Below are 15057 nucleotides of genomic sequence, written 5' to 3' on the forward strand. Positions count from 1 at the left end.
CCCGTAAAAAATACAACACGGCCCGCTCAAGCCTGCGGCTGGTAATAAGCCCGAGGGCAAAAAAATGCCCCAAAGTGCCTCAAAAAAGCCTCATGGGCGCTTTTTTAGGGCAAAAAAGGCCTCGCTTGACTTCGGCATGCCGTTCGGGTTGACTGAAACCCGAAGAGATCAATGATTGATATTTTTAACAACAAAGGTGTTGCATCATGTCGGTACCCCCGCGTGCCGTTCAGCTTAACGAAGCGAACGCGTTCCTTAAGGAACATCCTGAGGTTCTGTACGTTGACCTTCTGATTGCGGATATGAATGGTGTGGTGCGCGGCAAGCGCATCGAACGCACCAGCCTCCACAAGGTTTACGAGAAAGGCATCAACCTGCCGGCCTCCCTCTTTGCCCTGGATATCAACGGCTCGACGGTGGAAAGCACCGGGCTGGGCCTGGACATCGGCGATGCTGACCGAATCTGTTATCCAATCCCTGACACCCTGTGCAACGAGCCTTGGCAGAAGCGCCCTACTGCGCAACTGTTGATGACCATGCACGAACTCGAAGGTGAACCCTTCTTCGCCGACCCCCGGGAAGTCCTGCGTCAGGTTGTCGCCAAGTTCGACGAAATGGGTCTTACGATCTGTGCCGCGTTCGAACTGGAGTTCTACCTGATCGACCAGGAGAACGTGAACGGTCGCCCGCAACCTCCGCGCTCGCCGATTTCCGGCAAACGCCCGCACTCGACACAGGTTTACCTGATCGACGACCTCGACGAATACGTCGACTGCCTCCAGGACATTCTGGAAGGTGCGAAGGAGCAAGGCATTCCTGCCGACGCGATCGTCAAGGAAAGTGCCCCGGCGCAGTTCGAAGTGAACCTGCACCACGTGGCCGACCCTATCAAGGCGTGTGACTACGCGGTACTGCTCAAGCGCCTGATCAAGAACATTGCCTACGACCATGAGATGGACACCACCTTCATGGCCAAGCCTTACCCGGGCCAGGCAGGTAATGGACTGCACGTCCATATCTCGATCCTTGATAAAGACGGCAAGAATATTTTTGCCAGCGAGGATCCCGAGCAGAACGCCGCACTGCGTCACGCGATCGGCGGTGTGCTCGAGACCCTACCGGCACAGATGGCTTTCCTGTGCCCGAACGTCAACTCCTACCGTCGCTTCGGCGCACAGTTCTACGTGCCCAACGCGCCGTGCTGGGGTCTGGATAACCGGACTGTAGCGGTACGTGTACCGACCGGTTCCGCCGACGCGGTCCGCCTGGAGCACCGTGTTGCCGGCGCCGACGCCAACCCGTACCTGCTGATGGCTTCGGTCCTGGCTGGCGTGCACCACGGCCTGGTCAACAAGATCGAACCGGGCGCGCCCGTGGAAGGCAACTCCTACGAGCAGAACGAGCAGAGCCTGCCGAACAACCTGCGTGATGCACTGCGCGAGCTGGACGACAGCGAAGTGATGGCCAAATACATCGATCCAAAATACATCGACATTTTTGTCGCGTGTAAGGAGAGCGAGCTGGAGGAGTTCGAACACTCCATCTCCGATCTTGAGTACAACTGGTATCTGCATACTGTTTAAATTCGCATCAAATAAAAATAACGCCGCCAGCCTTACAGCTGGCGGCTTTTTTTATTCTCGCCATTCCCACTGGCAAAGAGGAATGATCCTACGCAAACGTAGGACGCGGACTGCATAGCTGAACATTGCGCAATCACACACTCAGGAACGCCGGACCATTACCGGAATTCCTACCAGAGTGGTGAAAAAATGATCATGAAAAAACAGCTATTGGCGTCGGCTCTTGCCTTGATCGTCTCCGGTGCTTGCAACACCGCCGGGGCAACGACGGGCAAACCCGTTGACTGGAGCTATACCGCTCCTATCGGCGCGGAAAACTGGGGAGGATTGAGCAGCGAATATGAAGGCTGTACGTCCGGCCAAGCGCAGTCTCCGATCGCGATATCCGTGATGCGGTTGAGACTGAAATTGCCCCGTTGGCGTTCACATTTCAAGCTGGCCCCGCTGCCATTCTGAACAACGGACATACCATCCAGGTATCGTCATCCGCCGCAGGCGGTATCACCTTGCCCTCAGGCAAGTACGCATTCGTGCAGATGCACTTCCATACGCCCAGCGAAGAAAAAATCATGGGCCGGACTTACCCACTCAACGCGCATCTGGTTTACCGCAACACAGCAGGCGAGCTTGCTGTGGTCGCATTGCTATTTGAAGAGGGCACACACAACCCGACCCTCGAACCGATCCTGGCAGCCATGCCCGACAATGCAGGCGGCATGGAAACCCTGAAAACGCTGAACATTGCCAATCTATTACCCTCAAACCGTCGCTACTACTCCTACGCGGGATCGCTGACGACGCCACCGTGTACGGAAGGTGTGCGCTGGCATGTGCTTTCCTCAGTGCTGCAACTATCTACAACGCAGCTGCAGGCATTCAAGGCGCTGTACCCGATGAATGCACGCCCGGTTCAACCCTTGAACGGACGCAGCATACAAGTCGGAGGATAAACTGCTCTGTAATGTTATTGGGCAGCAGGCCGCCCCGTGCAGACAAGGTGCAGGGCGCCTCGTACAATGCTCGCTGCCCTTGCAGGAACACTCCGATGACGCGCACCGCCAACGTTCGCAAACCCCGCGCCCGCAGCCAGGCGCGGATCGACTCGATACTCGACGCCGCCCGCACGCTGCTGGCTGCCGAAGGCGCAGGCAGTCTGTCGATCTACAGCGTTGCCGAGCGCGCAGACATCCCGCCCTCCTCGGTCTACCATTTCTTCGCCAGTGTTCCGTCCCTGCTCGAAGCGCTGACGGCCGACGTCCACGCCGCTTTTCGCGCCTGCCTGCAAGCCCCCATCGACCACACCGCCCTCAATGGCTGGCGCGACCTGTCGCGGCTGGTGGAACAGCGCATGCTCGACATCTACGACGAGGACGCGGCCGCCCGACAGTTGATTCTCGCCCAGCATGGGTTGACCGAAGTGACACAGGCTGACCGTCAGCACGACATCGAGTTGGGGGACCTGATGTACAAGCTGTTCAATCATCACTTTGAATTGCCGAAGCTGCCGGACGATGTTGACGTGTTTGCGTTGGCGATGGAATTGGGTGATCGGGTGTACGCGCGTTCGGTGCAGCAGCATGGGCAGATCACGCCGCGCATGGCCGAGGAAGGGATGCGGGTGTTTGATGCGTATCTGGGGCTTTATCTGCCGCCTTATCTGACCAAGCGCGCTCACTCAATCTGACTACGGTGCAGGTCATGCTGGCCTCATCGCGGGCAAGCCCGCTCCCACAAGAATCTCCAGCGAACAAAGATTTTGTAAGTGACAAATCAACCTGTGGGAGCGGGCTTGCCCGCGATGGCCACACCGCTGACTCCACTGAATCACGCACACAAAAAACCCGAAGGGCTCACACCCTCCGGGGTTGTGCGCAGTGCACGCCCTTTACAACTTGGCGATCGACACCTCGGTGGATTTCACGAACGCGATCACTTCACTGCCGACCACCAGCTCAAGCTCTTTGACAGAACGAGTGGTGATGACTGAAGTGACGATACCCGAAGCGGTCTGCACGTCGATTTCCGACAGCACGTCACCCAGCACGATTTCCTTGATCGAGCCTTTGAACTGGTTACGAACGTTGATGGCCTTGATAGTCATGAGGTTGTTCCTGTCGTTGGATAAGGTGAGTTATTGCGCCCAACGCAACTGCGTGGGCAATGGTGAAACAGGTTCGGGTTCCGGCGGCTCGCCGGGCAGTGACAGCACGCGGTTGAGGACTTCGGTTTCCAGCGCCGCCAGCCGGTGAGAACCGCGAACCCGAGGGCGCGGTAGTTCCACGTGGAGGTCGAGGCCGACTTCACCCTCTTCGATCAGGATCACCCGATCGGCAATCGCGACCGCCTCACTGACGTCGTGGGTCACCAGCAACACCGTGAAGCCGTGCTTTTGCCAGAGGCGTTCGATCAGTTGCTGCATTTCAATCCGGGTCAGGGCATCGAGAGCGCCCAGGGGCTCGTCCAGCAACAGCAAGCGCGGTTGGTGGATCAGCGCGCGGGCCAGGGCCACACGTTGCTTCTGGCCACCGGACAAGGCCGCCGGCCACTCATTGGCGCGGTCTGCCAGGCCAACCGACTCCAACGCGTCCAGTGCTTGTGGCCGCCAGTTGCCCTTGAGCCCGAGGCCGACGTTGTCGATAACTTTTTTCCACGGCAGCAGACGCGCTTCCTGGAACATCAAGCGGGTGTCTTCCAGCGCAGCGCTCAAAGGCGCCGAACCCGCCAGCAGATCACCACCAGTGGGTTTGTCGAGGCCGGCGAGCAAGCGCAACAAGGTACTTTTACCGCACCCGCTGCGCCCGACCACGGCCACGAACTGCCCGGCCGGAATGTGCAGGTCGATCTCGCGCAGCACTTGCCGCGTACCAAAGGTCTTTTGCAGCTTGCGCACTGCCAGTGGAATTCCGCGCAGCAAGCGTGGAGGTTGTTGAGCCGTCATGCGGCACCTCCCTTGGCAGCCTGATAGGCCGGATGCCAGCGCAGCCATACTCGTTCAAGTCCGCGCGCAGCGAGGTCGGCCAGTTTGCCGAGCACCGCGTACAACAGGATCGCCAGCACCACCACGTCGGTCTGCAGGAATTCCCGGGCATTCATTGCCAGGTAACCGATGCCAGAACTGGCAGAAATGGTTTCCGCAACGATCAGCGTCAGCCACATGAAGCCCAACGCGAAGCGCACACCGACCAGGATCGAAGGCAGTGCGCCCGGCAGGATCACCTGGCGGAACAGGCTGAAACCGGACAAACCGTAACTGCGCGCCATCTCCACCAGCGCCGGATCGACGTTGCGAATGCCGTGATAGGTGTTGAGGTAGATCGGGAACAATGTGCCCAGGGCCACCAGGAAAATCTTCGCCGACTCATCGATGCCAAACCACAGGATGACCAGAGGGATCAGCGCCAGGTGCGGTACGTTGCGCACCATCTGCACCGAACTGTCGAGCAGGCGCTCGCCCCATTTCGACAGGCCGGTGATGAAACCCAGCACCAGGCCGATGCTGCCACCGATGGTGAAGCCCAAGGCAGCACGCCAGCCGCTGATTGCCAGATGGGTCCAGATTTCACCGCTGCGCACCAGGCTCACGCCGGCTTCAATGACGGCTATCGGCGCCGGCAGAATCCGTGTCGACAACCAGCCCGCCGATACCGACAACTGCCACACCGCCAGCAACAGCACCGGCAACGCCCAGGGCGCCAGGTTGTGGATAACTTTCTTCATGACACGCCTCAGCTCTGCGACGCGGCTTTGGGAAGGATATCGTTGGCGACCATCTCGCCGAACGGGCTGACGTAGTTGGCACCCTGGGGCAGCTGCGCACGCTCGATATCCAGGTGCGGGAACAACAGCTCCGCAACACGATAGGACTCTTCCAGGTGTGGATAGCCGGAGAAGATGAACGTATCGATGCCCAGGTCCGCGTATTCCTTGACACGGGCGGCCACTGTCGGACCGTCACCCACCAGTGCCGTGCCGGCACCACCACGCACCAGGCCGACACCGGCCCAGAGGTTGGGGCTGACTTCCAGGTTGTCGCGACTGCCACCGTGCAGCGCGGCCATGCGTTGCTGGCCAACCGAATCGAAGCGCGACAGCGACGCCTGGGCGCGGGCGATGGTTTCATCATCCACGTGGGAGATCAGCCGGTCCGCCGCTTGCCAGGCTTCAGCATTGGTTTCCCGAACGATCACGTGCAAGCGAATCCCGAACCGCACGGTACGCCCCAACTTGGCGGCCTTGGCCCGTACCTGTTCGATCTTCTCGGCAACAGCGGCCGGCGGCTCACCCCAGGTCAGAACCATCTCGACCTGCTCCGCGGCAAGGTCCTGCGCCGCTTCCGACGAGCCACCGAAGTACAGCGGTGGACGCGGTTGCTGGATCGGTGGGTAGAGCAGCTTGGCGCCCTTCACGCTGATGTGCTGACCGTCGTAGTCAACGGTTTCACCTTCCAGCACCCGACGCCAGATGCGAGTGAATTCCACCGAAGCCTGATAGCGTTCTTCGTGGCTCAGGAACAGACCATCGCCGGCCAACTCTTCCGGATCCCCGCCGGTCACCAGGTTGAACAGCGCCCGCCCCCCGGACAACCGATCCAGCGTCGCCGCCTGGCGCGCGGCCACCGTCGGGGAAATAATCCCGGGGCGCAGGGCGACCAGAAACTTCAGGCGCTGGGTTACCGGGATCAACGACGCGGCCACCAGCCACGAGTCTTCGCAGGAGCGCCCGGTGGGGATCAGCACCCCGCCAAAGCCCAGGCGGTCGGCTGCTTGCGCGACCTGTTGCAGGTAACCGTGGTCGACGGCGCGAGCGCCTTCGGCGGTGCCAAGGTAATGGCCGTCGCCGTGGGTAGGCAGGAACCAGAAGATGTTGAGGCTCATGGAGTGGTCTCCTTAGGAAGTCGAATTACGGTGCTTTGGCAACGGCCGCCGGTGGCGTCCAGATCACGTCCTTGATGCTCAGCGGCTTCGGAATCAGCTTGAGCTGGTAGAAGCTGTCGGCGATTTTCTGTTGCGCGGCCACCACTTCCGGGGTCAGGAATAGCGCGCCGTAGCCCTGGCGTTTCACCGACGTCAGGGTGATGTCTGCCGGCAGGCCAAGCAGTGGCGAAACCTGTTGGGTCACGTCTTCAGGGTTGGCCTTGGACCATTCGCCGACTGCGCGCACTTGCTCCACCAAAGTCTTGATCACCTCGGGATTTTTCTGCGCGTAGGGTTTGGTCGCCAGGTAGAACTGATGGTTGTCGACGATGCCTTTGCCGTCACGCAGGGTGCGGGCCTGCAGTTGCTGTTCGGCCGCAGCCTGGTACGGGTCCCAGATGACCCAGGCGTCGACACTGCCACGCTCGAACGCGGCGCGGGCATCGGCTGGCGGCAGGAACACGGTCTGGATATCGCTGTATTTGAGGCCGGCGTCTTCCAGAGCCCGCACCAGCAGGTAGTGAACGTTGGAGCCTTTGTTCAGGGCGATTTTCTTGCCCTTGAGTTCCTGCACAGATTTGATCGGCGAGTCTTTGGGCACCAGGATCGCCTCGCTGTGGGGCGCTGGTGGTTCATAGGCGACATAGAGCAGATCGGCACCGGCCGCCTGGGCAAACACCGGCGGGGTTTCGCCGGTAACGCCGAAGTCGATGGAGCCGACGTTCAGGCCTTCCAGCAACTGCGGGCCACCGGGGAATTCAGTCCATTGCACGTCCACGCCTTGGGCGGCGAGGCGTTTCTCCAGAGTACCCTTGGCCTTGAGCAGCACCAGGGTGCCGTACTTCTGATAACCGATTCGAAGTGTCTCGGCCTGAGCTTGAGTAATGGCGCCGAAGGTGACAGCCGCAGCAAACAGAGCGACCAGACCACGACGCAAAATGACAGTGCGCATAGCGCTCTCCTTTTTGCAGTTGGGTTTTGGCTGCACCTGCTTGGCCGTTAGCGGCTGAGTAAGGTGGAGTGAAGCAAATTCAGGGGTGGATTGAGTGCGGGCTCAAATGCTCCAGCGAGCACTCAGCAAACGTTCATTCAACAGGTTCGGATCGATCGGTTTCGGCCGTCGCGCCATGGCGATAAGAAACAGCTCCAGTGACTCACCGAGTCGTTGTTCCAGCTCAGGCGCCAGTTGCGCCTGGGCGCTGCCTTCGCCGTAAGCGATCTGACTGTCCACGGCGAAAATCCCGTGCAACATTTCCTGGGCTTTGAGCGCCGACAGCACCGGTTTGAGCGCGTAATCCACCGCCAGCATGTGCGCGATACTGCCGCCGGTAGCCATGGGTAAAACCACTTTGTGGTCCAACGCGCGCTCGGGCAGCAGGTCCAGCACGGTTTTCAGTGCACCGGAGAACGAGGCCTTGTAAACCGGCGTAGCGATCAGCAGGCCGTCAGCGTTTTCAATCTGTTGCAGCAGGTCGATCACCTTGGGGCTATCGAAGCGTGCATGCAGCAAGTCTTCGGCCGGGAAGTCCCGTACCTGGTAACTCACCACTTCCACACCTTGCTCGCGCAACCAGCGCTGAGAGTGGTCCAGCAGCACTCCGGAACGGGAGCGTTGGCTAGGACTGCCACCGATTGAGACAACCAGCATTCAGGAATTCCTTAAGCTATTTTGGCAATTCGCAGTGTGCGATCTCGCTTGGATGGAGTGACCTTAACAGCTGATTGTTATATCCATAAATCATATTTATTCATTTGGTTATTCTAATAAGAGATATGGAAAGAGTGGATGTCCAGGCAAAAAAAAAGGCCGTCGAAACGGCCTGAAATCCCCTGCTTTGGGGTGTGGGTTCAAAAAGATCGCAGCCTTCGGCAGCTCCTACAGGTGCCCGCCTATCCGTGTAGGAGCTGCCGGAGGCTGCGATCTTTTGATCTTCAACGATTGGGTTGCGGCGTCAGGCGCAGGTACGGCTTCACCGCGCGATAACCTTTGGGAAAGCGCTTCTGGATTTCTTCCTCGTCCTTGAGCGATGGCACGATCACTACTTCATCACCGTCCTGCCAGTTGGCCGGGGTCGCCACCTTGTAGTTGTCGGTGAGTTGCAGCGAGTCGATTACCCGCAGGATTTCATGGAAGTTACGGCCAGTGCTCGCTGGGTAAGTGATGGTGAGCCGCACCTTCTTGTTCGGGTCGATGACGAACAACGATCGCACGGTCAGGGTGTCGTTGGCATTGGGATGAATCAGATCATAAAGGTCCGACACCTTGCGATCGGCGTCAGCCAGAATCGGGAAATTGACCTGGGTGTCCTGGGTCTCGTTGATGTCTTCGATCCATTTGTGGTGCGAATCCACCGGGTCCACGGACAGGGCAATCGCCTTGACGCCGCGCTCGGCGAACTGGTCTCTCAGCTTGGCGGTAAAGCCCAGCTCGGTGGTGCATACCGGCGTGAAGTCTGCCGGGTGGGAGAACAGCACGCCCCAGCTATCGCCCAGCCATTCATGAAAACGAATGGTGCCGGCACTGGAATCCTGTTCGAAGTCGGGGGCGATGTCGCCAAGTCTGAGGCTCATGGTGCTGCTCCTGGTGAGTGCTTGATGAGCTCAACTGTGCCTGCGTTTTTTATCTATTAAAAAGAATAAATATCGATTTGTTTAGAATTAAAACGCATATAAAAAGCCAGTTAAAAAACACAAAAAACCCCGCCCGACAGTGTGCCGGGCAGGGCTTTTTTTACTTCAGTAACGCGAGCGCTATTACAACAGCGGGATCGAATAGCTGAGGATCAGGCGGTTTTCGTCCTGCGAACGGGTGTTCGGCAGGTCGGTGCGCCAGGTAGCATTTTTCCACATGAAGCCTACGTTTTTCAGCGGGCCTTCTGGTACCACGTAAGCCAGGGTGAAGTCGCGTTCCCACTCGGAGGCACCCGAAGCGGCCTGCTGACGGTTTGCACCAACGGTGTCGATATCGTCACCCTTGAGGTACACAGCACCAGCAGTCAGACCAGGCACGCCGACTTTAGCGAAGTCATAGGAGTAGCGTACTTGCCAGGTTTTCTCGCCAGCACGGCCGAATTTCTGGATCTGCATGTCAGTGATGGTGTAGTTCGACGAACCGTCGCCCTGGTTCAACCAAGGGAAATCGCTACTGCCGTTGCTGACCTGGTAACCGCCACCGAAGGTGTGACCGGCAACGGTGTACAGGAACAGGCCGCTGTACAGGTTGTTATCGACCGGGCCTTTACCGCTTGGCACGCCGTTGTAGTTACCGTTGCTGAAGTAAGCAGCGGTATTGGAGTTGGCACCGTCATCCGAGCTATTGAAATAACGCAGGTCAGATTTCAGAACGCCCGGGCCGATTGCCCAGTTGTGCACCAGACCCAGGAAGTGTTGCTTGTAGAAATCTTCCAGGTTGCCGTAGTAGTACTGGGCAGTCAGGTCTTTGGTGATCTTGTAGTCACCGCCGGCATAGATGAACTTGTTGCTGTTGGCGACACGAGCGTTGGCACCGCCGATCGACAGTTGTTCATTGTTGCTGGAGTTACGACCTTTGACGTGCTCGATCTGGCCACCGACCAAGGTCAGGTCCTTGATCTCGCCAGAAGTGATCTGGCCACCCTGCCAGGTTTGTGGCAGCAGGCGACCGTCGTTAGTGACAATGACCGGGTTCTTCGGCTGCAAGGTACCCAGCTTCAATTCAGTCTGGGAGATCTTGGCCTTGGCCGTCAGGCCCAGGCTGGAGAAGTTATCGACCGCTTCACCGTTGGATTTGCTAGGGAACACGGTGCCGCCATAGGAAGTGGCCGTCGCACCGTTAGTACCGCCACCGGAATCGAGGCGTACGCCCAGCAGGCCAATGGCATCGATACCGAAGCCAACAGTTCCTTGGGTGTAGCCGGAGATGAAACGCAGGTCGAAGCCTTGGCCCCATTCTTCGTTTTTATTGGCGCCGGTACCGTCACGGTTATCGGTGTTGATGTAGAAGTTGCGCAGGCCCAGGGTGGCCTTGCTGTCTTCGATGAAACCGGCGGCGCCTGCCTGCTGCGCCAAAACCCCTACGGCCACAGCCAGGGCCAAAGTGGACTTGTTCATTGTTTCGCTCCTATCGTCTCTAATTTTTTTTCGGTCCAGAGTCGAATGCTCTGGATCCTGAAATGCGCGGTGACCGCAAACCACGGGTCATCGCGTGATGCGTCTACCCCGGGCGTCTGACCAAGGGAAATGGGGCCCGCATGGTAAACGGATAAAAAATAATTTCATTCTTTTAATGCCATTCAGGAATAACGGATGGCATTTAATCGTGTCAGGCCACCGGTATCGGCCCCAGCGGGACGCACTTTAGGGCTTCGCGTTAAAAGCTAAAAAGAATAATAAATTACATAGTAAGACCTAATTTGAATATAAGAAAAATCCGAAAAAAAGCCCCGCCAGCTGGCAGGGCTTTTTCCGTGTTGGGTGTTACAGGAAGCTATAGGTGTAGTTGAAAATCACGCGGGTCTGGTCTTGCGCGGAGATGTTGGTGTCGCCGCGGTAGGTGCCGTGACGCAGGGTCGTGCCGAACCCCTTGAGCGCGCCGGTTTGAATCACGTAGTCCACGCGCAGGTCGCGCTCCCACTCGGTCTGGTCTTTGCCAACGCCGTTGGTGGCCTTGATGTCCTCGCCGCGCAGATAAGCGGCCGAGGCCTTCAGGCCTGGAACGCCCAGGGATGCGAAGTCGAAGGTGTACTGACCGAATGTGGTGTTCTCACCTGCACGCACGAAGCCGTTGATCATGGCGTCGGTGAACGAGTAGAAGCTCGAACCGCCGGCTCCTTCGTTGCGACCATTGCCGTCGACCACGCTGCCCTGGTTCAGGTAGACGAAACCACCGTCATCGCTGACTCGCTGATGGCCCAGCAAGAATGCGTTCGGACCCAGGGTGTAGGTGAACATGGCGCTCCAGGTCTGGTTATCCACCTCGCCCGGGTTCTTCGCATAACCGCCGTTGTTGTTGAAGCGGTAACCCGCATCACCGTTCTTGCCGTCGGAGCTGCTGTCGAAATAGCGCAGGTCAGTCTTGAACGACTGGGTGGCGCTGATCGGGTAGACGTGTACCAGGCCCAGGAAATGCTGCTTGTAGTAGTCTTCCAGATTGGCGTAGTAGTACTGCAGCATCAGGTCTTTGGTGACCTTCCAGTCAGCACCACCGTAACGGAATTTGTTGCTTTCTTCAGTGCCGCCAGCGACTGCCAGACCGGTGGTGTTCGACGACGCTCGACCCGCGGCGTGCTCGAGCTGGCCGGCGTTGAACGTGACGTTGTCGATTTCCTTCGAGGTGATGGTGCCGCCTTCGAAGGTCTGTGGCAGCAGGCGGCTGTCGTTCGCGATCAGTACCGGCATGCTCGGTTGCAAGGCACCACCGAGGTGGGCTTCGGTTTTCGAGATACGTGCCTTGACGTTACCGGCTACCCGGCTCCACGGGTCGGATGCCGAGCCGTCAGTGTCACTTGGGAAGAATGAGTTGTTGTCCGGGTGATGACCGCGACCACCGTCCAGATGAATGCCGACCAGCGCCTGGGCGTCAAAGCCGAAGCCGACCGTGCCTTGGGTGAAGCCCGACAGGTAGTCGAACTTGAGACCCTGAGCAGCTTCGCGCTGATCATTGGCGGCGCCTTCGCGAGTGTCGGCGTTGTAATACATGGTGCGAGAACTGACGGAAGCCTTGCTGTCTTCAATGAATCCGGCGGCGCCTGCCTGCTGCGCCATTACCCCTACGGCCACGGCCAAGGCCAAGGTGGACTTGTTCATTTTTTAAGCTCCTCTCGTTTCTAATTTTTGTATTCCTGGCCCTGGGTCAAATGCCCGGGATCCTAGGATTTGCGATTAGCGCCAGACCGTGACCTGCAAGTCAATCGTAACCGTATGTGACTACGACCATGGTCTAATCCCCGTGAATCCAGCGTCGGCAGATAAATGCGCTTTGCATAAATCCAATACGAAGCATCCGATGTTTTTTAATAGCCTTTAGGAACTGACCACAGGCGCGGTCCGGTGAACGCAAGCCTATAAGCTAATTCCCAAAAGATATTTATTGGCCATTTTTTAGATCGATTAGATTTAACGGAAATCCGCATTTCCTCTCATCGAAGACCAGGTCATGACAATCAAGCGCGCACTATCCAGCCCAATTGTTACAGTTTGTGTATCGGCTTTAATTTCTTTTAACGCCGTCGCCGCCAACCTGACCGTGGGATATCAGACCGGGATTGATCCGAGCAAGGTGCCGCAGGCCGACGGCCTGTATGAGAAAACCATTGGCCAGAAAATCGATTGGCGACGCTTCAACAGCGGGCCGGAGGTGGTCACGGCCATTGCTTCCGGGGATGTGCAGATCGGGAATCTGGGCTCCAGCCCGCTGGCCGCCGCGGCTTCGCGGAACCTGCCAATCGTTGCCTTCATCGTTTCGGCGCAGATCAATGCCGCCGAGGCGCTGGTGGTCCGTAACGGGAGCGGGATCAATAAACCGGAAGATCTGATCGGCAAGACCATCGCCACGCCCTTCGTTTCCACCTCTCATTACAGCCTGCTCGGCGCACTGAAGCATTGGGGCCTGAGTACTTCGCAAGTGAAGGTGGTGAACCTGCAGCCGGCGGAAATTGCTGCTGCCTGGAAGCGTGGTGATATTGACGGGGCCTTCGTATGGTCGCCTGCCCTGGGCGAAATCCGCAAGACCGGCAAGACCCTGACCGATGCGGCCGAGGTTGGCCAATGGGGCGCTCCGACTTTCGAAGTGTGGGTGGCGCGCAAGGATTACGCCGAGAAGCACCCGGAAGTGATTGCCAGGTTCGCCAAGGTCACCCTGGACTCATTCGCCGACTACGCCGCGCATAAAGACAGCTGGACTGCCGATTCGGTGCCGGTGCAGAAAATCGCCAAATTGACCGGTGCCAATGCCACCGATGTGCCTGAACTGCTGGCCGGCTCGGCTTTCCCGGACGCCAAGGCACAGCAGACCACCGCGCTGCTGGAGGGCGGCACGGCCAAGGCGATTGGCGAGACGGCGAAGTTCCTGAAGGAACAGGGCAAAGTCGAGACGGTGCTGCCGGATTATTCGGCGTACGTCAGCTCTAAATACGTGGAATAAACGCGATCCCCCGTAGGAGCTGCCGCAGGCTGCGATCTTTTGACTTGTTTTTAGATCAAAAGATCGCAGCCTGCGGCAGCTCCTACAGGGGGATTGCGTTACAGGGTTTTTTCGAAGATCTTCGAATTACGCTGATAGTTGTACAGCGACGCTCGCGCCGACGGCAGCCGGTCCACGCTGCTTGGCACGAACCCGCGCTCGCGGAACCAGTGGGCGGTACGGGTCGTGAGGACGAACAGGGTTTTCAGGCCCTGGGCCCGGGCGCGGGTTTCGATGCGCTCCAGCAGTTCATCGCCACGCCCGCCGTGGCGGTACTCCGGGTTGACCGCCAGGCACGCCAGCTCACCCGCATCCGAATCGGCAATCTGATACAGCGCCGCGCAGGCGATGATCATGCCTTCGCGCTCGACCATGCTGAATTGCTCGATCTCGCGCTCCAGCACCTCTCGGGAACGACGCACCAGGATGCCCTGCTCTTCCAGCGGGCTGATCAGTTCCAGCAAGCCACCGACGTCCTCAATCGCCGCTTCGCGCACGATTTCGAATTGCTCCTGGGCCACCAGGGTACCGCCACCGTCGCGGGTGAACAGCTCGGTCAGTAGCGCACCGTTTTCGGCATAACTGACGATATGACTGCGTGCTACACCGCCACGGCAGGCCTCAGCAGCGGCATCGAGCAGTTCCCCCTGATAATTGCTGCCCAGGCGCAGCAGGTGCGCCGGCACTTGCTGAGGACGCAACTCACGCACCAGGCGTCCGTTTTCGTCGATCAGGCCCAGGTCGGCACCAAACAGCAGCAATTTGTCGGCGCCCAGGTCGATGGCGGCGCGGGTCGCGACGTCTTCGCAAGCCAGATTGAAGATCTCGCCGGTTGGCGAATAGCCCAAAGGCGACAGCAACACGATGGAGCGCTCGTCCAGCAGGCGATTGATGCCTTTGCGGTCGACCCGACGCACCTCACCGGTGTGGTGGTAATCAACCCCTTCGAGCACGCCGATCGGCCGTGCGGTTACCAGGTTGCCGCTGGCCACCCGCAGGCGCGAGCCCTGCATCGGCGAAGACGCCATGTCCATCGACAGTCGCGCTTCGATGGCGATCCGCAGCTGGCCGACGGCATCGATCACGCATTCAAGGGTGGCGGCATCGGTGATACGCATCCCATGGTGGTAATGCGGGGTCAGGCCACGGGCAGCCAGGCGCGCTTCGATTTGTGGACGGGAGCCGTGAACCAGCACCAGCCGCACGCCCAGGCTGTGCAGCAGCACCAGGTCATGGACGATGTTGCCAAAGTTTGGATGCTCCACGCCATCGCCGGGCAGCATGACAACGAAGGTGCAATCGCGGTGGGCGTTGATGTAGGGGGAAGCGTGACGAAGCCAATTAACGTATTCGGGCATGAACCTGGGCCTGTAATAAATAGCAGCCAAAAAATGGGCGAAAC

General features: G+C 58.7%; 15 protein-coding genes. 5 read left to right on the forward strand and 10 right to left on the reverse strand.

Features of this window, described 5'->3' with window-relative positions:
* The first annotated feature begins 206 nt into the window (after positions 1 to 206).
* The 4 genes from IMW75_RS15740 to IMW75_RS15750 all read left to right on the forward strand — a co-directional run bounded on the left by IMW75_RS15740 (position 207) and on the right by IMW75_RS15750 (position 3267).
* Positions 207 to 1583, forward strand: a complete 1377-nt coding sequence (locus IMW75_RS15740; RefSeq protein ID WP_045059751.1) for a glutamine synthetase family protein — start codon at positions 207 to 209, stop codon at positions 1581 to 1583.
* Between the two features lie 189 nt (positions 1584 to 1772).
* Positions 1773 to 2039: a hypothetical protein gene (locus tag IMW75_RS26960; RefSeq protein ID WP_237142294.1), complete on the forward strand. Its 267-nt coding sequence runs from the start codon at positions 1773 to 1775 to the stop codon at positions 2037 to 2039.
* Positions 2000 to 2533, forward strand: coding sequence for a carbonic anhydrase (locus IMW75_RS15745; RefSeq protein WP_237142295.1), 534 nt, complete (start codon positions 2000 to 2002; stop codon positions 2531 to 2533). Before IMW75_RS26960 ends, IMW75_RS15745 begins: the two co-directional genes overlap by 40 nt.
* A 95-nt stretch (positions 2534 to 2628) precedes the next feature.
* Positions 2629 to 3267 carry a TetR/AcrR family transcriptional regulator gene (locus tag IMW75_RS15750; protein WP_045059750.1) on the forward strand — a complete coding sequence of 213 codons (639 nt, stop codon included), beginning with the start codon at positions 2629 to 2631 and terminating at the stop codon, positions 3265 to 3267.
* A gap of 201 nt (positions 3268 to 3468) precedes the next feature.
* On the opposite strand, the gene IMW75_RS15755 is transcribed toward IMW75_RS15750, so the two are convergent.
* The 9 genes from IMW75_RS15755 to IMW75_RS15795 form a co-directional block, all read right to left on the reverse strand.
* Positions 3469 to 3684 (reverse strand): TOBE domain-containing protein, encoded by a 216-nt coding sequence (locus IMW75_RS15755; RefSeq protein ID WP_003229256.1) that lies wholly within the window; start codon positions 3682 to 3684, stop codon positions 3469 to 3471.
* A gap of 30 nt (positions 3685 to 3714) precedes the next feature.
* Complete coding sequence (gene ssuB / locus IMW75_RS15760; RefSeq protein WP_045059749.1) at positions 3715 to 4521, reverse strand: aliphatic sulfonates ABC transporter ATP-binding protein; 807 nt, start codon at positions 4519 to 4521, stop codon at positions 3715 to 3717.
* Positions 4518 to 5300 carry an aliphatic sulfonate ABC transporter permease SsuC gene (gene ssuC, locus IMW75_RS15765; RefSeq protein ID WP_045059748.1) on the reverse strand — a complete coding sequence of 261 codons (783 nt, stop codon included), beginning with the start codon at positions 5298 to 5300 and terminating at the stop codon, positions 4518 to 4520. The genes ssuB and ssuC overlap by 4 nt, the downstream gene beginning before the upstream one ends.
* A gap of 8 nt (positions 5301 to 5308) precedes the next feature.
* Positions 5309 to 6457 (reverse strand): FMNH2-dependent alkanesulfonate monooxygenase, encoded by a 1149-nt coding sequence (ssuD, locus tag IMW75_RS15770; RefSeq protein ID WP_045059747.1) that lies wholly within the window; start codon positions 6455 to 6457, stop codon positions 5309 to 5311.
* A 25-nt stretch (positions 6458 to 6482) separates the two neighbouring features.
* Positions 6483 to 7448: a sulfonate ABC transporter substrate-binding protein gene (locus IMW75_RS15775; RefSeq protein WP_045059746.1), complete on the reverse strand. Its 966-nt coding sequence runs from the start codon at positions 7446 to 7448 to the stop codon at positions 6483 to 6485.
* Positions 7449 to 7550: 102 nt separating this feature from the next.
* A complete protein-coding gene (gene ssuE / locus IMW75_RS15780) occupies positions 7551 to 8144 on the reverse strand; it encodes an NADPH-dependent FMN reductase (RefSeq protein WP_205893137.1) in 594 nt (197 codons plus the stop codon).
* Positions 8145 to 8428: 284 nt separating this feature from the next.
* Positions 8429 to 9067 carry a peroxiredoxin gene (locus IMW75_RS15785; RefSeq protein ID WP_045059744.1) on the reverse strand — a complete coding sequence of 213 codons (639 nt, stop codon included), beginning with the start codon at positions 9065 to 9067 and terminating at the stop codon, positions 8429 to 8431.
* Positions 9068 to 9250: 183 nt separating this feature from the next.
* Positions 9251 to 10585: an OprD family porin gene (locus IMW75_RS15790; RefSeq protein ID WP_045059628.1), complete on the reverse strand. Its 1335-nt coding sequence runs from the start codon at positions 10583 to 10585 to the stop codon at positions 9251 to 9253.
* A 366-nt stretch (positions 10586 to 10951) separates the two neighbouring features.
* Positions 10952 to 12280 carry an OprD family porin gene (locus IMW75_RS15795; RefSeq protein WP_045059629.1) on the reverse strand — a complete coding sequence of 443 codons (1329 nt, stop codon included), beginning with the start codon at positions 12278 to 12280 and terminating at the stop codon, positions 10952 to 10954.
* 349 nt (positions 12281 to 12629) lie between these two features.
* Between IMW75_RS15795 and tauA the strand changes: the two genes are divergently transcribed.
* Positions 12630 to 13616: a taurine ABC transporter substrate-binding protein gene (gene tauA / locus IMW75_RS15800; protein ID WP_205893138.1), complete on the forward strand. Its 987-nt coding sequence runs from the start codon at positions 12630 to 12632 to the stop codon at positions 13614 to 13616.
* 98 nt (positions 13617 to 13714) lie between these two features.
* Here the strand turns inward: tauA and argA are convergent, their stop codons facing one another.
* Positions 13715 to 15013, reverse strand: coding sequence for an amino-acid N-acetyltransferase (gene argA / locus IMW75_RS15805; RefSeq protein WP_205893139.1), 1299 nt, complete (start codon positions 15011 to 15013; stop codon positions 13715 to 13717).
* Positions 15014 to 15057 lie beyond the last annotated feature (44 nt).

Origin of the sequence: Pseudomonas gregormendelii, assembly GCF_017114825.1 — a bacterium.
Classification (GTDB): Bacteria; Pseudomonadota; Gammaproteobacteria; order Pseudomonadales; family Pseudomonadaceae; genus Aquipseudomonas; species Aquipseudomonas gregormendelii.

Excerpts from the sequence above, each read along its gene's own strand:
- ssuE (WP_205893137.1), bottom strand. The coding sequence starts at position 8,144 with ATGCTGGTTGTCTCAATCGGTGGCAGTCCTAGCCAACGCTCCCGTTCC.
- ssuC (WP_045059748.1), bottom strand. The coding sequence starts at position 5,300 with ATGAAGAAAGTTATCCACAACCTGGCGCCCTGGGCGTTGCCGGTGCTG.
- IMW75_RS26960 (WP_237142294.1), top strand. The coding sequence starts at position 1,773 with ATGATCATGAAAAAACAGCTATTGGCGTCGGCTCTTGCCTTGATCGTC.
- IMW75_RS15790 (WP_045059628.1), bottom strand. The coding sequence starts at position 10,585 with ATGAACAAGTCCACTTTGGCCCTGGCTGTGGCCGTAGGGGTTTTGGCG.
- IMW75_RS15795 (WP_045059629.1), bottom strand. The coding sequence starts at position 12,280 with ATGAACAAGTCCACCTTGGCCTTGGCCGTGGCCGTAGGGGTAATGGCG.
- ssuB (WP_045059749.1), bottom strand. The coding sequence starts at position 4,521 with ATGACGGCTCAACAACCTCCACGCTTGCTGCGCGGAATTCCACTGGCA.
- IMW75_RS15785 (WP_045059744.1), bottom strand. The coding sequence starts at position 9,067 with ATGAGCCTCAGACTTGGCGACATCGCCCCCGACTTCGAACAGGATTCC.
- tauA (WP_205893138.1), top strand. The coding sequence starts at position 12,630 with ATGACAATCAAGCGCGCACTATCCAGCCCAATTGTTACAGTTTGTGTA.
- IMW75_RS15750 (WP_045059750.1), top strand. The coding sequence starts at position 2,629 with ATGACGCGCACCGCCAACGTTCGCAAACCCCGCGCCCGCAGCCAGGCG.
- argA (WP_205893139.1), bottom strand. The coding sequence starts at position 15,013 with ATGCCCGAATACGTTAATTGGCTTCGTCACGCTTCCCCCTACATCAAC.
- IMW75_RS15775 (WP_045059746.1), bottom strand. The coding sequence starts at position 7,448 with ATGCGCACTGTCATTTTGCGTCGTGGTCTGGTCGCTCTGTTTGCTGCG.
- ssuD (WP_045059747.1), bottom strand. The coding sequence starts at position 6,457 with ATGAGCCTCAACATCTTCTGGTTCCTGCCTACCCACGGCGACGGCCAT.
- IMW75_RS15755 (WP_003229256.1), bottom strand. The coding sequence starts at position 3,684 with ATGACTATCAAGGCCATCAACGTTCGTAACCAGTTCAAAGGCTCGATC.
- IMW75_RS15740 (WP_045059751.1), top strand. The coding sequence starts at position 207 with ATGTCGGTACCCCCGCGTGCCGTTCAGCTTAACGAAGCGAACGCGTTC.